This window comes from Streptomyces phyllanthi, from assembly GCF_009377205.1.
In the GTDB taxonomy this organism is placed as follows: Bacteria; Actinomycetota; Actinomycetes; order Streptomycetales; family Streptomycetaceae; genus Streptomyces; species Streptomyces phyllanthi.
This window is the reverse complement of record NZ_VJZE01000174.1, coordinates 1-16,616: the sequence shown is the minus strand read 5'-3', so window position 1 is coordinate 16,616 and position 16,616 is coordinate 1. Positions and strand designations below refer to the sequence as shown.

At 69.7% G+C, this 16,616-nt stretch carries 14 protein-coding genes; 2 read left to right on the top strand and 12 right to left on the bottom strand.

Annotated features, from left to right (window positions below; genetic code table 11):
* A partial coding sequence (locus tag FNH04_RS23480) for an esterase/lipase family protein (protein ID WP_152787344.1) occupies positions 1-799 on the top strand: 799 nt, incomplete at its 5' end.
* A gap of 104 nt (positions 800-903) precedes the next feature.
* Here the strand turns inward: FNH04_RS23480 and FNH04_RS23475 are convergent.
* The 3 genes from FNH04_RS23475 to FNH04_RS23465 all read right to left on the bottom strand — a co-directional run bounded on the left by FNH04_RS23475 (position 904) and on the right by FNH04_RS23465 (position 4,454).
* The gene (locus tag FNH04_RS23475) at positions 904-2,316 is read right to left on the bottom strand and encodes a hypothetical protein (RefSeq protein WP_152787342.1); all 1,413 of its coding nucleotides are present in this window, start codon (positions 2,314-2,316) and stop codon (positions 904-906) included.
* Positions 2,317-2,451: 135 nt separating this feature from the next.
* On the bottom strand, positions 2,452-3,033 hold the full coding sequence (locus tag FNH04_RS23470; RefSeq protein WP_152787340.1) for a TetR/AcrR family transcriptional regulator: 582 nt from the start codon (positions 3,031-3,033) through the stop codon (positions 2,452-2,454).
* Between the two features lie 101 nt (positions 3,034-3,134).
* Positions 3,135-4,454: a jacalin-like lectin gene (locus FNH04_RS23465; protein ID WP_152787338.1), complete on the bottom strand. Its 1,320-nt coding sequence runs from the start codon at positions 4,452-4,454 to the stop codon at positions 3,135-3,137.
* 158 nt (positions 4,455-4,612) lie between these two features.
* Here FNH04_RS23465 and FNH04_RS23460 point away from each other — a divergent pair, with 158 nt between their 5' ends.
* Positions 4,613-5,707 carry a DUF4037 domain-containing protein gene (locus tag FNH04_RS23460; protein WP_152787336.1) on the top strand — a complete coding sequence of 365 codons (1,095 nt, stop codon included), beginning with the start codon at positions 4,613-4,615 and terminating at the stop codon, positions 5,705-5,707.
* Between the two features lie 26 nt (positions 5,708-5,733).
* Here FNH04_RS23460 and FNH04_RS23455 read toward each other — a convergent pair whose 3' ends face one another.
* From FNH04_RS23455 to FNH04_RS23415, 9 genes are all read right to left on the bottom strand, one after another.
* Positions 5,734-6,813: an endo-1,4-beta-xylanase gene (locus FNH04_RS23455; protein ID WP_322723627.1), complete on the bottom strand. Its 1,080-nt coding sequence runs from the start codon at positions 6,811-6,813 to the stop codon at positions 5,734-5,736.
* A gap of 26 nt (positions 6,814-6,839) precedes the next feature.
* Positions 6,840-7,289 (bottom strand): hypothetical protein, encoded by a 450-nt coding sequence (locus tag FNH04_RS23450; RefSeq protein WP_152787334.1) that lies wholly within the window; start codon positions 7,287-7,289, stop codon positions 6,840-6,842.
* The gene (locus FNH04_RS23445) at positions 7,286-8,092 is read right to left on the bottom strand and encodes an ABC transporter permease (RefSeq protein WP_152787332.1); all 807 of its coding nucleotides are present in this window, start codon (positions 8,090-8,092) and stop codon (positions 7,286-7,288) included. Before FNH04_RS23445 ends, FNH04_RS23450 begins: the two co-directional genes overlap by 4 nt.
* Positions 8,092-8,895 (bottom strand): ABC transporter permease, encoded by an 804-nt coding sequence (locus FNH04_RS23440; RefSeq protein ID WP_322723626.1) that lies wholly within the window; start codon positions 8,893-8,895, stop codon positions 8,092-8,094. Before FNH04_RS23440 ends, FNH04_RS23445 begins: the two co-directional genes overlap by 1 nt.
* Position 8,896: 1 nt before the next feature.
* The gene (locus FNH04_RS23435; protein WP_322723625.1) at positions 8,897-9,916 is read right to left on the bottom strand and encodes an ABC transporter ATP-binding protein; all 1,020 of its coding nucleotides are present in this window, start codon (positions 9,914-9,916) and stop codon (positions 8,897-8,899) included.
* A gap of 106 nt (positions 9,917-10,022) precedes the next feature.
* Complete coding sequence (locus FNH04_RS23430; protein WP_152787330.1) at positions 10,023-12,899, bottom strand: glycoside hydrolase family 2 TIM barrel-domain containing protein; 2,877 nt, start codon at positions 12,897-12,899, stop codon at positions 10,023-10,025.
* 145 nt (positions 12,900-13,044) lie between these two features.
* On the bottom strand, positions 13,045-13,920 hold the full coding sequence (locus tag FNH04_RS23425) for a carbohydrate ABC transporter permease (protein WP_322723623.1): 876 nt from the start codon (positions 13,918-13,920) through the stop codon (positions 13,045-13,047).
* Positions 13,917-14,885, bottom strand: coding sequence for a carbohydrate ABC transporter permease (locus FNH04_RS23420; protein WP_152787328.1), 969 nt, complete (start codon positions 14,883-14,885; stop codon positions 13,917-13,919). The genes FNH04_RS23425 and FNH04_RS23420 overlap by 4 nt, the downstream gene beginning before the upstream one ends.
* Before the next feature lie 20 nt (positions 14,886-14,905).
* Positions 14,906-16,168 carry an ABC transporter substrate-binding protein gene (locus FNH04_RS23415; RefSeq protein ID WP_152787326.1) on the bottom strand — a complete coding sequence of 421 codons (1,263 nt, stop codon included), beginning with the start codon at positions 16,166-16,168 and terminating at the stop codon, positions 14,906-14,908.
* Positions 16,169-16,616: the final 448 nt, after the last annotated feature.

Below are 16,616 nucleotides of genomic sequence, written 5' to 3'. Positions count from 1 at the left end.
GTCCCTCACCCGCCCCGACGCGGACCCGCCCGGCGCCAACGACTGGGACTGCACGCCCACCGCCCGGCACCCGCGGCCGGTCGTCCTCGTCCACGGGACGTACGAGAACGCCTTCAACAACTGGAACGAGCTCGCCCCGAAGCTCCGGAACGAGGGCTACTGCGTCTTCGCGATCAACCAGGGCGCTCCCCGCGGGGAGGTCATCAAGGGCCGCAACCACATCCCGGACTCGGCCGTCGAGCTCGCGAACTTCGTCGACAGGGTGCTCAGGGTCACCGGCGCCGACAAGGTCGACCTGGTGGGCCACTCGCAGGGCGGCGGCGTACTGCCCCGCTGGTACCTGAAGTTCAACGGCGGAGCCGCCAAGGTCAACCACCTCGTGGGCATCTCCCCGTCCAACCACGGGACCACCATGCTGGGACTGGCCACCCTGGCCAGGACCTTCGGTCTGCTCGGCTGGGCGGGGCAGCTCGGCGGTCAGGCGCTGCCGGACCAGGCGGCGGGCTCGGACGTCCACAGGAGGCTGGACAGCGGCGGTGACACGATGCCCGGCGTCACGTACACCACTCTCGTCACCCGCTTCGACGAGGTCGTCACCCCGTACACGAACCAGTACCTCACCGCGGGACCGGGGGCGAAGGTGACCAACATCCTTCTGCAGGACGTCTGCCGCCTGGACCACACCGACCACATCGGCAGCTCCTACGACCCCATCGTCCACCAGCTCGTCCTGAACGCCCTGGACCCCGCCAGGACGGTGGACCCCGGCTGCTTCCTCGTACTCCCCGTCGGCAGCTGACACGCTCCGGAGCCCCGAACGCCCCGGCCGACTTCCTCGCCAGGCCGGGGCTCCCTCCTGGACCGGGCATGATCCGTCACGGTCCAGGAGGGAAGACTGTCACCTCACGGCTTCAGCCGGGCGATCTTCAAGGTCTTCGTGGTCGGGGACGCCCCCGTGAGAGCGGTCGTGTAGGAGGGGGTGACGGGGGCGTACGCCCAGGTCAGGGTTCCGTCCTTGAGGACCGCGATATCGCCGGTGAGGCGCGCCTTGACGACCTTGTCCGCGCCCTGGACCTTGCCGTTCCAGTCGATCAGGCGGAAGTGGGTGCCCGTGAAGGTGCCGGTGCAGGTGCCGCTCGCGCACTTGGCGTTCTTCAGGGACTCCCACGAGACGAGGAGCCGGTTCTTCCCGTACTTGGCGACGCGCACGTTGACGTGCTCGGTGCCCTTGGCGCTGGTGAGGTAGACCGGCTTGCCCGCGGGGGTGTTGCGGTTCTTGAGGAACGCGACCGCCACCTGGTGCGTGCTCGTCTTCGGCTTCACCGTCCAGCCGCGCCCGCTGGAGTCCTCCGGGTTCTTCTTCGCGGAGGCGGCGCCGCGCGAGGCGAAGGCCGTCGCGTAGCGTCCCGTGGACGACTTGACCAGGTCGCCCGTACGGCTCGCGTACGTGCCACCGCAGTAACCCGCCCAGCACTGCTCGCGCTGTACGACCGGCGCGTTGTCGGGGGCTGCTATGCCCGTGGAGACGAACAGGCCCGAGCGCCAGTCGTCGAAGCAGAGGGAGGCGAAGGCGCCCGTCTTCTCCGCGCGCAGGGCTATGCCCTCGTTGTGGGAGCAGCCCCAGCCCCAGCCGCCGCCGAGCTTGGCGCCCTTGGAGCTGACGTACTGCATCTTGTCGCCGAAGTGGCCGTCGGCGAAGCCGCCCGCGCCGTGGACCACGAAGTACGCGCCGTACTTCGTGCCGTTCCAGGCGAGCTGCCCGTCGAGGAGCGGGGCCGTGTCGTTGGACGACTTCCCGGTGATCTTGGTGCGCCAGGCCTGCTTGCCGTTCTTGTAGCGGACCAGCGCCGCCGCCGTCTCGTTCCACTTGTTGCTGTCGGAGACGCGGGTCAGCAGGGCGAAGCCGTCGTTGTGCGCGACCAGTCCGCCGACCTCCTTGGTGCCCTTCACGACCGTGTCGGCGCCCGAGCGCTTTCCGGCCGCCGTCAGCGAGGTGACGTGGACGCCGCCCTTGGCGGGCCACGCCACGCGCAGCGTGCCGTCCGGGGCCACGGCCGTGGCCGTGCGCGTCCACTCACGGGTGTTGTTGTACCCGGCGGACAGATACGGGAACGCGGTCGGCAGCTTCACCGTGGTGTTGGTGACGGTGAGGCCGTCGGCGGTGGAGGCCGTGGTGTTCGGGGCCGTGGTGGTCGTCGCCGTGGCGGTCGCGTACCAGGCCCCGGCCAGCAGGCCGGCCGCCGCCAGGGCACCGATGACGGGTTTGCGGGCGACTCTGCGACGACGGTGCGTCGGAGTGGGTCTTGCGGAAGTCATGCCCCCTTGTTGCCACGGGGGCGGAAGAGGTTGCCGTGAAAATCGAGATGTTTTCCGGCCACTGCCGAGACGGGCTTCAGGCCGCGCCTGACACCGGCGAAGCGTCCGCTCCCCATGGTCCCCCGTGGTCGTTCGTCACGCCTGGGATCCCTCGCGGGGCCAGTGCTCCAGCGCCACGTGCAGGGCGTCGACGGCGCGGTCCCAGGACGCCTGTACGTCGCGGGAGGCGCCGAAGGCGTCGGCCGTCTCCAGGGCGCAGTAGCCGTGGAACGTACTGCGCAGCAGGCGTACGGCGTCGGTGAGGTCGGGCTCGTCGAGGCCGTAGGCGCGCAGTATGCCGTAGGTGATCTCGGCGGTTCGGCGGAGCTCGGGGGACGCGGCGACCAGGGCCTGGTCGATCCGGATCTGCGTCGCCGCGTACCGCCCCGGCCGCTCCAGCGCGTACTCCCGGTACGCGCCGGCGAAGGCGGCCAGGGCGTCCTTCCCGGCGCGGCCGGCCACCGCCTCGGCGATGCGCTCGGTCATCTCGCGCCCGGCGTGGAACGCGAGGCGGGTCCGCAGGTCGTGGAGGTTCCTGAGGTGCGAGTACAGACTCGCGTCCTTCACGCCGAACCGCCGTGCCAGCGCGGACAAGGTGACGTTCTCGAACCCCACCTCGTCCGCGAGTTCGGCCGCGGCTTCCACGATCCGCTCGGCGGTGAGCCCGGCACGGGCCATACGGCCACCTCCGCCCGCTGAAACCTAGGGTGTTTAGGCTACAGCCTGCCCATCCGAGGAGCCGGGAGCGCGGGGTCGGCCGGGGGCCGGGAGCGCCGTGGTCAGCCGATCGGCGCGTACAGCACCCCCAGCTTGTCGACCTCGCTGCCCGAGCGGCCCGTGAAGCCGACGATCTGCCAGCCGGAGGGGGCGGTGAAGGTCCTGGTGTCGGACGTGGCGGTACCGGCCGACAGCGTGCGGCCCTTGTCCGTCGTGAAGGCGGCCGAGAAGATCCGCGTCCGGCCGTCCTTCTGGCCCTGGGTCAGCTTGACCGAGGTGAGGTGTTCGCCGGAGGCCAGCGTCAGCGACGTGGCCGTGCCGCCCGTGCCGCCGTGGGACAGGGCCGTGCCGTTCGCGTGGGTCAGCGACACCGCGTCCAGGCGTGAGCCGCCGCGCAGGGTGAGGGTGCGGGGCGAGACGGTGGACGGCAGGTCGTCCGCGTCGTTGAACGCCGTGCCGTGCGGTCCGCCGAAGAAGTCGCTTGCGCGCAGGGACGAGTCGAGGGTGTAGGAGAAGTCGACCGTGTGCGGGAAGTGGTCGGAGAGGTGCTCGCCGTCGGAGCGGAGGAACGACTTCCAGTCGTTGTTGTAGCGGGTCGCGTCGAGCGAGACGAGGTCGCTGCCCCGGTAGAGGACCTTGTCGACGACCTCGCAGTCGTTCGTCGGGGCCGCCTCGTCGCAGACCAGCGCGTCACTGCCCTGCGCCGGGGGCGTACCGCCCCTGACGAGCTGCACCCAGGCGTCCGTCAGGCCGTTCTCCGCCACGAGCGTGCGGATGTTGTCACCGGTGCGCGTGTAGCGGGTGTTGGTGTCGCCCATGACGATCACGGCGTTGCCCGCGGAGTTCGCCTGGATGAAGTCCGACAGCTGCTCGACGTTGGCGCGGCGGGCGGCCAGGGCGTCGTCGGTCGCGTCCGCGTTGGTGTGCACGTTGTAGAGGTCGACGAAGACGCCCTCGGCGAGGCGGACCCGGGCGAGGCTGAACCCCTTGGGGGTCAGGCAGTTCGTGCCCGTGCAGTCGTTCCACTTCACCCGCTCGAAGTCCTCGAAGGCATGGTCGGACAGGGTGTTCATGCCGTCGCCGAACAGGGCTCCGCCGCTGGTCGCGGTGCGGTACGGGTGGGTGTCGTTCGCGTACAGCGACGCGTGGTAGTTGAAGTCCTCCTGCACGTTCACGATGTCGTACGGGCCGAGCCGCTGGCCGATCAGCGGGGTGTTCGTCTCCGGATCACTGTCACCGAGGCCGAGCGGAAGGCCCGCGATGTTGTACGTGAGGACGTTGAAGGTGCCCGAGTCGGCCGCGGCCGCGGGCGCCGATCCGGTGGTGGCGAGGCCCGTGAGGGCCAGTGCGGCGGCCGCGAATGTGCCGAGGAGTCTTCTCATGGTGGGGGCGCCTCCTGGGGAGGGGAAACGGAGAGAAAGTGAGCGATGCTCAGCTTGATGCGAACAGTGTGACCTACAAGGACAGTTGAGGAAACAGCGAAGGGAGAGGAAAGGAATTCGGTGGTGAGCCGGGGCCCGGCTCCGGCACGGTGATCCCCATGCCGACACCCGCTTTCCTGCCAGGGCTCGAACTCTCCCGCATCCTGTACGAGGAGTCGGTACGGCCCCTGCTCGCCGAGGCGTACCCCACGCTGCGGTACTCGGCCGCGCGCATCGGCCCGGGCTCCGAGGTGCTCGGCTTCGACACGCCGCGCTCCGCGGACCACGACTGGGGGCCGCGGCTGAACCTCTTCCTGACTCCCGAGGACGCGGACCGGCACGCCACCGCCCTCCACCGGCTGCTGGCCGAACGCCTGCCCAAGGAGGTGCGCGGCTGGCCCACCCACTTCCGCCGCAGGGACGACGACCCCTTGGACCCGGTCTCCGGCCATATGGAGCTGACGGACGGGCCCGTGGACCACCGTGTCCCGGTGGACGCGCTCGGAGCCTGGCTCACCGAGCGGCTCGGCGTCGACGCGTGGGCCGCCGCTCCGGCCACCGCCGAGTGGCTGGCGGTTCCGCAGCAGAGGCTCGCCGAGGTCACCGGGGGCGCGGTGTTCCACGACGGGCTCGGCGCCCTCGACGTCGTACGCAGGCGCCTCGGCTGGTATCCCGACCAGGTGTGGCGCTATCTCCTGGCCTGCCAGTGGCAGCGGCTCTCCCAGGAGGAGGCGTTCGTCGGGCGGTGCGCGGAGGTGGGGGACGAGCTCGGCTCGGCGGTGGTCGCCGGGCGCCTGGTGCGGGACCTGATGCGGCTGTGCCTGCTGCTGGCCCGGCGGTACGCGCCGTACAGCAAGTGGCTGGGCACCGCCTTCGCACGGCTTCCGGTGGCCGCCGGGCTCACGCCGTCGCTGCGCGGGGCGCTCACGGCCACCGGGTACGCGGAGCGGGAGCGGCATCTGTGCGACGCGTACGAGACGGCCGGTGCCCTGCAGAACGCGGCGGGGCTCACGGCGCCCGTCGACCCGGGACGCCGGCCGTACCACAGCCGTCCGTTCCTGGTCCTGCACGCGGAGCGGTTCGCCAGGGCCCTGGCGGACACGGTCACCGACCCGGAGCTGCGCGCCCTGCCCCTCACCGGGAGCGTGGACCAGTGGGCGGACAGCACCGACTTCCTCAGCCGCGTCCCCGGGCCGGGGCTCACCGTGTCATGACCCGGCGGTGCGTGAGGCCGGGGCGGTCAGGCGTTGGGGTTCACCCCGTTCGACAGCCCCGTGTACGCCGGCTTCGCCCCGTAGCTCTCGTTGTACGGCAGGGCCGCGCCGTACCCGTTGAACGTGCCCGGGACCCACGAGTACTTGTCGGTCAGACCCCAGACCGTGACGCCCGCGCAGCGCGGTACGCCCAGGCAGTTCTCGCTGGCCGTCTTGTAGTCGGTGGACTGCTGGGCGAGCTCGGCGGAGGAAGCGGGCAGCGGGATACGGACGTCGAGCTCGGTGACGGAGACCTCCAGACCGAGGTCCGAGAACCGCTTCAGGTTGGCCTTCATCGAGCTCGGCACGCCGCCCACCATGAAGTGGGACTGGAAGCCGATGCCGTGCAACGGAACCCCCTGGGCGAGGAGTTGCCTGGCCAGGTTGTACAGGCCGTCGCTCTTCGCGTTGTCCGCCTCGATGTTGTAGTCGTTGATGTACAGCTTCGCCGACGGGTCGGCCGCGTGGGCCCAGCGCAGGGCATTGGCGATATGACCGGTGCCGAGCTTGTCCTGCCACAGCGAGCTGCGCATCGAACCGTCCTCGTTGAACGCCTCGTTGACGACGTCCCACGCGTAGATCCTGCCCTTGTAGCGGCCGACGGTCGTGTCGATGTGCTTCTTGAGGATCGTGTTGAGCTCGGAGGCCGAGAAGTTCCCGTTCTTCAGCCAGGACGGCAGCTGGGCGTACCAGACGAGCGTGTGGCCCCGGACGCCCTGGTTGTGGGAGGCCGCGTGGCTGACCAGCCGGTCCGCGGCGGCCCAGTTGTACGAGTTCCGGCTCGGCTCCAGCGCGTCCCACTTCATCGCGTTCTCCGCGGTGACCGAGTTGAACTCCCGGTCCAGGACGGTGGTGTACGCCGACTCCGTCCGCAGCGGTCCGTCCGCGACCGCCGCCCCGATCCTCACCCCGCGCGCGTCGGCGTAGCCGCGCAGCGTCGTGGCGGCCTCGGCGTGGTCGGTGAACTGGGGGAGCGCGACGACGGCCGTCGCCACGAGCGCGCCGGCGGCGAGCAGGGGGAGAGGGCGGAGGGCACGGCGACGGTGGGTTCTCGGTGAGTGCGACACAGCGGCTCCTCGCTGGTGGGGGGCGGTCACCCTCCAGTCGCCGCCGCTCGCGGCGAGGTTGCCGTTGTGCTCCAGAGGACCTCGCGGGTCTCGTCGTCGCCTTCGGGGCCGGCGGGGCCGGCGGGACCGGAACAGCGGACGGCGCTCGCCTTCCCGCACTGGACGTATCCGGTTCCGCTCGCGGACCTGAGCCCGACGATGACACGGTGCGGCCTCCACTTCCCGGGGGCACCGGATGCCTCGAAGATCCGCTGCGATTCCTCCTCGCAGGGCGAGTAGATCTCGATCCCCTCGTAACGGGTCACCAACTGCAACGCGTCCACGTCCTCGAAGAGAATCTCGACGCGGGTGTCGTCCGCCGCGCCGGGAGGTGTACGGATCAGGAGCTGGGAGTGCCCGACTCCATAGCGCCAGACACGGAACGTGAGCTCCGACCGGAAGAGCACGGCCGAGTCGCCTTCGCCGGGGTCACTCACCCGTTCACCCCCGTGTAGTGCCCGAGACTCCACCGCCACAGCAGCCGCGAACCCAGGTAGGCCAGCACGCCCAGCAGCGGTGAGAGCGCCGCCAGCCAGTACGGGACACCGGTGTCGTGGCCGTGGCCGGTGAGGACCGCGGCAGGGAAGTAGGCGACGAACGCGAGCGGAAGGCCGTACGTCAGGAAACCGCCCACCGCCTTGGGCAGGACGTTCAGCGGGTAGCTGCCGAACGTGCCCAGCAGCTCCTCCAGCCAGCGGCTCCAGTAGTCGGCGGCGGGGAAGCGCAGGGCGGCGGAGGCCACCACCGTGAACAGGGCCGCCTCCAGCAGCATGCCGCCGACGACCGCGGCGACCAGGTACGAGATCCGCCCCGGCGTCCAGTCCAGGTTGCTGCGGCTGAGCGCGCCCACCATGAGCCCCGCCGCCACCGTCAGGTCACCGATCGCGTTGGTGGGGAAGTAGGAGAGCTGGACCTGCCGGTGCACCGGCAGGGGGCGCACCAGATAGACGTCGATCTTCCCTTCCTGGATCTGTCGGCCGATGAAGTGCACACGCCCCAGCACGAGCACGAACAACCCGTGCGCGAGCATGCGCGTCGCCGGGATCAGCAGCACCTCCGAGCTGTCCCAGCCGCCCATCCCGGTGAACCGGGTCAGCAGCACCGTCGCGAACACGATCACCGACACCTGCCAGATCGCGCCGATCGCGATCATCAGCAGGAACTCGGTGCGGTACTCCAGCTGGGCGCGGAAGTTGAGAACCGTGATGCGCCACGCGATCCGGACGCCGTTCACAGGCATCAGCCTCCTTGGGAGATGACACGGCGGGCGGCCCGCCGCCACAGGAAACGGGTGAACAGGAAGAGCAGCACGACCCAGACGGCCTGGATCGCCAGCTGCTCGGGCGCCTCCGACAGCGGGATGCGGCCGATGTAGAGGGACAGCGGCACGTTCAGCGTGGCCTGGAAGGGCAGGAACCCACTCATCGTGATGAACCAGTCCGGGAAGAACCACAGCGGCGCGTACACCCCGGACAGCAGGTTCTGCGCGAAGATCAGGATCAGCATCGCGGCGTTGTTGCGCACCGTCCAGAAGCACAGCTGGTCCAGGACGAGCATCACGAAGTACAGGACCAGCTGGCCGAGCACCAGACTGAGCGCGAACACCCCCGCCACCGCGGCCGACCCGGGCGGCCGCACCACCCCGGCCGCGAGGCAGACCAGGTATCCGCCCAGCGCCCACGCGAACCCGTACAGCTGCTCGCCGGCGGCACGCAGGGCGTGGTAGCGCTGGGGCGGCAGCGGGCGCAGGTACCAGTACACGATCGTGCCGAAGTGCATGTGCTGCAGCACGGTGTCCCGGTTCGCGTACTGGTCCAGCTCCCTGAGCCGTGAGGCGAGCACGGCCAGGACGGCGAACGTGACCGCCTGGTCCTCCGAGAGTCCGGCGGTGGTGCCGGTGTGCGAGTACAGGCCGTGCCACAGGGACGCCACCAGGACCACCTGCACCGTCAGCCGGAGCAGGACGGCGGTCATCCGGGGCGGTGTGTGCAGCTCGCCGAGCGGGGTGACGCGGGCGGTGCGCCACGCGTGCAGAACGGCCACCTCAGGCCCCTTCCGCGACCGGTTCCGCGACGGGCTCCGCCTGGGCGTAGGCGGCCCGCATCACGTCCTCCAGGTCCGCCTCGTCGATGGCGATGCCCGTCACCTCGTACCGCTCGATGACCGCCTTCAGCGCCTGGTGCACGGTGGGGGCGTCGGGCCCGTCCGGGCCGAACACGACCTGCGGCCCGTCCTGCCGCAGCACCGCGATGCCCGGCAGCGGTACGGCGTCGCCGTGCGCGCCGGCGAGCGTCGCCCGCACCTGCCAGGTCGAGCCGAACTTGCGGCGGATCTCGTCCAGCGAGCCGTCCAGCACGAGCCGCCCGTGGTTGATGAGGACGACCCGCTCCGCGAGTCGCTCGACCTCCGTCATGTCGTGCGTGGTGAGCAGCACGGTCCGCCCGCGCTCGGTCACCTGGTACCGCAGGAACTCGCGCACCTGCTCCTTGACCACCACGTCCATACCGATGGTGGGCTCGTCGAGGAACACCACGGGCGGGTCGTGCAGCAGCGCGGCGGCCAGGTCGCTGCGCACACGCTGGCCCAGCGAGAGGTGCCGTACCCGCGTGTCCCAGAAGGACGACAGGTCGAGGAGTTCGTCGAACTCCTTGAGACGGGCCGCGTGTTCGGCCTTCGGCACCTGGTAGATGTCGCGCAGGACCGCGAACGACTCGCGCACCGGCAGGTCCCACCACAGCTGGGTGCGCTGCCCGAACACGGCGCCGATGTTGCGGGCGTTGCGCTCCCGCTCCACGTAAGGCACCACGCCCGCGACCCGTGCCTCACCGGCCGTGGGGGTGAGGATGCCGGTGAGCATCTTGATGGTGGTGGACTTGCCCGCGCCGTTCGGGCCGAGCAGGGCGAGGAGTTCACCGGCCGCCACGTCGAAACTGATCTCGGAGACGGCCTCCTTGGCGACCCGTTCCGGGTTGACGAGGGATCTGACGCCGCCCAGGAACCCGGGGCGGCGGACGGTGCTGTGGAAGGTCCGGGACAGACCCCGGACCTCGATACTTGCGGACACTCGGCGAACCTCCGTGGCACGTGAATCGCGGCCGCCCGGCGGAGCGCCGGCCGGCCGCGGAGGATCTGATTCACCCTTGCGGAATGTCGATCAGTCGGTCAATCGATTAACCGATGGGCGAAAAGACGAAGGAGAACTCCGCCGGCTCGGCCTTCAGGAAGTACTGCGGCAGCGGGCCCGGACCGCACGACTGCGAGCCGATGCCGTGCTGGCCGTGGTCGAGGTTGACCCACACCGTGTCACCGGACCGAAGGTCCGTCAGGTGCCGGGCAGCGTCGAGCTGTTCGTTCGTCCAGCGCCGGGCGCTGAACCAGAACTCCGGCTCGCCCTCGATCCGCAGTCCGCCGAGCTCCGCCCAGCGGACATCGGCGCGGGCGCCGTTCTCCTGGGGGCGGACGTACGGGGTCTGCAGCTCGTCCACCGAGGAGTGCCAGCGGCCCAGCATGGACGCCGACCTGGTGTCCGGGTACGCCTCGCCGGGACCGCCGCCGAACCACCTCACCCGATCCGCCCGCGGGAGCCCGAAGCGGATACCGAGCCGGGGCAGCGGCACCGTCCAGTCGCCCTCGGGCGTCACGGAGACGGTCAGCTTCAGCCGTGTGCCGTCGGACGTCCAGCGGTACACCGTGGCGAGGCCCAGCTCCCAGGCGGCGGGCGCCACCCGGGTCCGTACGGTCAGGGCGTCGTCGCCCGGTTCCACGGCGTCGAGCCGGTGCTGCATGCGGTGCAGGCCGTACTTGCGCCACAGCTCGCCGTAGCGGGTGCCGTCCTGCCACGAGGCGCCGTCGTCGTTGTCGGTCGGCGCACGCCACACATCCAGGCGCAGCCCGGTCACGTCGACGGCGCCGATGGTCCTCAGCTCGCCCGTGCGGGCGTCGAAGGCGGCCGGGCCGAGTGTGACGAGCCGCTGACCGGGCACGGGACCGCCGGAAGCGGCCACGGACGCGGACGGACGCTCGGCCACGAGGAGTTGGGCCCACGCGACGACATGTTCCTTCGGTCCCCAAGGAGTCTCGTCCGCCAGCAGCGCCCGTACCGTCCACTGCCTCTCGCCAACCCCGCCGTGCGCGGGCGGCTCCGGCAGCTTCACCTCCGCGGACTCGCCCGGCGCGAGCGCGGGCACCGGCAGCGGGCCGGCCCCGACCGTCTCGCCGTCGATGTCGTACGCCCACTCGAAGGCCAGCGCGGACAGGTCGGCGAAGTCGTACGCGTTCGTCACCCGTACGGTGCCCGCCGCGCCCTCGCCCTCGATACGGACCGGCTCGATCACCTTCTTGTACTCGGCCAGGCCGGGCGAGGGCGTCCGGTCCGGGAAGACCAGTCCGTCGCAGACGAAGTTCCCGTCGTGCAGTTCCTCGCCGAAGTCGCCGCCGTACGCGTAGCCCAGCTCCGGGTGCTTGATCCCGTGGTCGATCCACTCCCAGATGAAGCCGCCCTGGAGCCGGTCGTACGCCTCGAACAGCCGCTGGTAGTCGGCGATTCCGCCGGGCCCGTTGCCCATCGCGTGCCCGTACTCGCACTGGATGAAGGGGAGCCCGCGCCGCTTGTGCGTGCCGCCGTCCAGGCCCTGGCCGATCCGCTCGACCTCGGCGTGGTCGGCGTACATCCGCGAGTAGACGTCGGTGTCGCGGCAGTCCCAGTCGCCCTCGTAGTGCACGAGCCGCGAGCCGTCGCGGCCGTGGATCCACTCGGCCATCGCGGTCAGTCCCCGTCCGGTGCCCGCCTCGTTGCCCAGGGACCACATGACGACCGACGGGTGGTTCTTGTCGCGCTCGACCATACGGGCCGCGCGGTCGAGCAGCGCCGGGGTCCAGCGGTCGTCGTCCACGGGGTTGTCGCGCCAGGCCTGCTCGGTGAAGCCGTGGGTCTCCAGGTCGCACTCGTCGACGACCCACAGGCCGTACTCGTCGCACAGGTCGAGGAACGCCGGGTGCGGCGGGTAGTGCGAGGTGCGGACGGCGTTGATGTTGTGCCGCTTCATCAGCAGCACGTCCTCGCGCATGGTCTCCGGGTCCAGCGCGCGGCCCTTCTCCGGGTGCCACTCGTGGCGGTTGACGCCCTTGAACAGGATCGCCCTGCCGTTGACCTTGATCAGCCCGTCCTCGACCACGACGGTCCGGAAGCCGATCCGCAGGGGCACCCGCTCGCCCTCGGTGGCCAGGATGCCGTCGTACAGACGCGGGGTCTCCGCGGTCCACGGCTCGACCGGCACGGTCACCGGCTCGCCCGTCGCGACATCGATGTCGAGGGCAGGCACGGTGACCCTGCCGTCGACGTCCGAGTCGACGCGCAGGGTCCCCTCACCGGTCACGTGGTCGTACGACGCGTGCACGAAGAAGTCGAGCACGCTGCCCGCCGGACGGTGCAGCAGCGTCACGTCACGGAAGATGCCCGGCAGCCACCACTGGTCCTGGTCCTCCAGGTACGAGCCCGCCGACCACTGGTGGACACGGACCGCGAGCACGTTGCCGGCGGGCTTCAGCAGGTGCCCGACCGCGAACTCGTGCGGCAGCCGGGACCCCTTGAACTCACCGATGTCCGTGCCGTTCAGCCACACCCGGGCGCACGACTCCACACCGTCGAACCGGAGCACCGCCCCGCCCTCCGACAGGGCGGGCCAGTCCTCCGGCAGGTCGAAGACCCGCAGATGGTCACCGGTGGGGTTCCGCGTCGGCACCCGCGGCGGGTCCACCGGGAACGGGTACAGGTGGTTCGTGTAGATCGGCGACCCGAAGGCCCCGTCCCCCTGGAGGACCCAGTGGCCGGGCACCGCCACCTCCGCCCAGCCGCCGGCGTCGAACCCTTCCGACGCGAAGGAGTCGTCCTCGGCGCCCGCGGTCTCCGACAGCCGGAAGCGCCATCTGCCGTTCAGGGAGAGGGACCTGGCGTCCGAGGACGCGTACCAGGCGCGGGGCGGCAACGCTCCGCTCCCGGGCGAGACGTCCTCGACGTAGTCGGTGGAATCGGTGGTGCGGAAGTGCATCGGTCTCCTCAACAGATTCGGGGCGAAGCCCGGTGCGGTCCCGCGTGCCCCGTCAGGGGCGCGGGACCGCGGCGTATGCGGCTCGCCACGCGGGCGCGGCCGACGACGGCCCGATCCTGGCACGGCACCTCGCGGAGCGCGCGGCTCAGCCCTTGATACCCGTCTGTGCGATCCCCTGGACCAGCCAGCGCTGGAGGAAGAGGAACACGAGCACCAGGGGCAGGATCGATATGGCGGTGGCCATGAAGATCAGGTGGTAGTTGACGGTCTGGTTGGTCGCGTACGACGAGAGCGCCACCTGCACCGTCCACGCGCTGGGGTCCTGCCCGATGACCAGAGGCCACAGGAATGCGTTCCAGCCCGCGATGAAGGTGATCGTCGCGATCGCCGCGAAGAAGTTCAGCGAGTTGGGCACGACGACGCGCCAGTACGCGCCCCAGTAGCCGAGCCCGTCCACGCGTGCCGCCTCCTCCAGTTCCTTGGGGAACCCCAGGAAGTACTGCCGGAACAGGAAGCAGGTGAAACCACTGAAGAGGCCCGGGATGATGAGACCTCGGTAACTGTCCACCCAGCCGAGGGACGAGACGAGAACGAAGCTCGGCACGAACGTGACGGCCGTGGGAACCATCAGGGTCGCCAGGACCGCGTAGAACACCTTGTTGGCGTGCTTGTACGGGATGCGGGCGAGGCCGTAGCCGGCCAGCGAGCACACCAGGAGGATGCCCACGGTGTGCAGGATGGCGACGACCATGGAGTTCCACATGGACTGGGCGAAGTCGACGGTGGCGTCGTCGAACGGCTCGGTGACGTTGCCCCACTGGATGTCGGTGGGGAACCACTTCCATTCCTCGCCCGTGATCTCCGGGTCCGTCATGAAGGCGTTGCGAACGATCAGATAGAACGGGATCAGGAAGAGGAGGGCGGCCACGCTAGTCGCGAGGTACAGACCGGTGTTGCTCATGACGCCGCTGAGGCGCTTGGCCTTCGCCGGCTTCCTGACGTCGGGTGCTGTGGTGGTCACTGGGACTCGTCCCCCCTTCCGAAGCCCATGATCTTGCCCTGGAACAGGGTAACGAGGCAGATGAGCGCGGTAAGGATCAGTGCTCCCGCGCTGCCCGCGCCGTAGTTCTGGTTCTCGCCCAGGGCCATCTTGTACAGCTCGACCAGCGGCGGCATTCCCCATGTGGCCTTGCCGAGCAGGATGAAGAACTCGTCGAAGGCCTGGTACGCGGCGATGAGCAGCAGCAGGATCACCGCGGTCGACGTCGCGCGCAGCTGGGGCAGGGTGATGTACCGGAAGGTCTGCCAGCCCGGCTTGGCGCCGTCGATGGCGGCGGCTTCGTACAGCTCCCGTGGGATGTTCTGGAGCGCCGCGAGGAAGAGGATCATGTAGAAACCGGACTGCAGCCACAGCCGGACGGTCACGATGACCAGCCAGTACCACGGCGGGTCGGGATTGCCCAGCCAGGCGATGTTCTCGATCCCGAACCAGCTGAGGACCGTGTTGGCCATGCCGAAGCGGACACCGTTGAAGATCGACATCTTCCAGATCAGTGCGGCGGCCGCGTAGCTGACAGCGGTCGGCAGGAAGAAGACCGACCGGAAGAACGCCCGCATGAAACGCAGCCGGTTCACCAGGAGCGCAAGGCCGAGCGACATCGCCCAGGTGGTCGGCACGATGAACGCGGCGAACACGGTGAACGTGACCAGGGAGTTCCTGAAGTCCGTGTCCGACAGGATCTGCCGGTAGTTGTCGAGGCCGACGAACTCGCTCGGCGTGACCGTGAACCGTGCCTCGAAGAAGCTGAGATACAGGCTCCAGCCGATGGGCACGAAGACGAAGATCACCAGGCCGATGAGGAACGGCCCGGTGAAGAGCCAGAAGTTGAAGGTGCTGCTCGCCCGCAGGCCCCGCCGCGGCCGGTCCTTGGAGACCTTGGCCGGGGCGGGGGAGGCGGCGACCCCGCGTGTGGTGGTGGTCGACATGTCGAGATCCGTCCGGGGGACTATCCGAAGAGCTTCTTGAGCTCGGTGTCGACCTTCTTCTCGGCGGCGTCGAGCTGGGCCTTCGGGTCAGCGTCCTTGCGGACGGAGTTCGCCATCACGTCGTTGACCGCGGCGATCATCGCCTGCGTCCAGCCGATGTTGTCGAAGTGGCCGAACTCGTTGAAGAGCTTGACGCCCTCGGCGGGCAGACCGGTCTTCAGCTTGGTGGCGGACTGTGCGATAGAGGTGCGCGGCGGGATGTGGAAGCCGTAGGAGAGGGCCCAGTCCTCCTGGTACTCCTTCTGGTCGATCCACAGCCACTTGACGTACTCCTTGGCCGCCTCGACGTTGTCGCCCTTGGCGTTGACGAACATCGACCAGCCGCCGTTGGTGACCGACTGCTTGCCCGCCGAACCGACCTTCGGGAAGGGGAAGATGCCGATGTCGTCACCGAGAGCCTCGATCATCGTGGGCATGGCCCACATACCGCACCACTGGATGGCGGTCAGACCCTGGGTGAAGGCCGACGGGTCCCACCAGTCGGTGGGGGCGTCGAGCAGCAGGTTGCCGCTGGTGAACAGGCCACGCAGCTGCTTCAGGCCGTCGGCGACGGCGTCCGTGTTGAAGGCGGGCTTGTTGTCCGCGGTGAGGGTGTCCGCGCCGGCCGACCAGATCAGCGGGTTCTGCACCGTGGTGATGTCGTTGCCGAGGAAGGCGCCCTTGACCTTGCTGGTGGTGAGCTTGTCGGCGGCCTCGATCAGCTCTTCGAGGGTCTGCGGCACCTCGATCTTCGCCTTCTCGAACACCGACGGCCGGTAGAAGAAGAACTGCGGGTCGTCGATCATGCGGACGCCGTATATCTTCCCGTCGACCGTGTGCGACTGGATGTCGGCCGGGTTGAAGTCGTCCTTGACCGGCTCGATGATGTCGGTGAGATCGGCCACCTGACCGCTCTTGATGAGCTGGATCTGCGGGTGGAACTCGAAGACGTCGGGCGCGTTCTTGGTGAGCAGCGCGGCGAACAGCTTCTGCTCGAAGTTGTTGCCGGTGATCCACTGGGTGGTCACGTTGGCTTCCTTGTAGGCCTTCGCGTACCGCTTGATGGCCTGCTCGGTCCCGGCCTCGCCGTAGGCGTGGAAGTACTGGACGAGACCGTCACCCGAACCACCGCCCGCGCGGCCGGTGTTGCTGCCGCACGCGGTCAGCCCGCCGGCGGCGGCCAGGCCCATGGCGGCCCGCAGTACGGTGCGGCGGTCCCAGTTGCTGTTGCTCAATGCCGACATGCTGACGTCCTTGTCTCGAAATGCGGCTGCGGCTCTGTTCGCTCAGCGCCAGATGGCTCAAAGGAGGTTGCGGAGCGGGACGTTAACCTTCGGCTAAGGCTTCGGCAAGGGGTTGAACGAAGTCTGCTCGAAGCGTTGTCTACGGTTCGGAATGCCGAACGCGGCGCCGTGCCTAGGGACGACACGGAGCCGGGGCCATAGGGTCGAGGGCCGCCGGGTCAGGTCCGGCGGCCCTCGCCGCAAGGGCGCCCGCCGCCCGATCGGCCACGGCGTTGCGGGTTCACAGAAGTAGCCGGGCGCCGTCGGTGGCGGCCCGCCCGTCGGGGTCCGGGGGTGCGCCGGACGCGTCCTCGGGGATCGGCTCGTCGGCGGTGAGCAGTCGCTTCTGTGCGGAGGGCCGGGGCAGGGGTGCTCCCACGGTGCGCACGGTGCCCGTGGTGTGCACGGG

Bases quoted from the DNA above. Each gene is read 5' to 3' on its own strand.
- FNH04_RS23445 (WP_152787332.1), bottom strand. From the start codon at position 8,092: ATGCCTGTGAACGGCGTCCGGATCGCGTGGCGCATCACGGTTCTCAAC.
- FNH04_RS23430 (WP_152787330.1), bottom strand. From the start codon at position 12,899: ATGCACTTCCGCACCACCGATTCCACCGACTACGTCGAGGACGTCTCG.
- FNH04_RS23470 (WP_152787340.1), bottom strand. From the start codon at position 3,033: ATGGCCCGTGCCGGGCTCACCGCCGAGCGGATCGTGGAAGCCGCGGCC.
- FNH04_RS23465 (WP_152787338.1), bottom strand. From the start codon at position 4,454: ATGAGAAGACTCCTCGGCACATTCGCGGCCGCCGCACTGGCCCTCACG.
- FNH04_RS23460 (WP_152787336.1), top strand. From the start codon at position 4,613: ATGCCGACACCCGCTTTCCTGCCAGGGCTCGAACTCTCCCGCATCCTG.
- FNH04_RS23420 (WP_152787328.1), bottom strand. From the start codon at position 14,885: ATGTCGACCACCACCACACGCGGGGTCGCCGCCTCCCCCGCCCCGGCC.
- FNH04_RS23415 (WP_152787326.1), bottom strand. From the start codon at position 16,168: ATGTCGGCATTGAGCAACAGCAACTGGGACCGCCGCACCGTACTGCGG.
- FNH04_RS23475 (WP_152787342.1), bottom strand. From the start codon at position 2,316: ATGACTTCCGCAAGACCCACTCCGACGCACCGTCGTCGCAGAGTCGCC.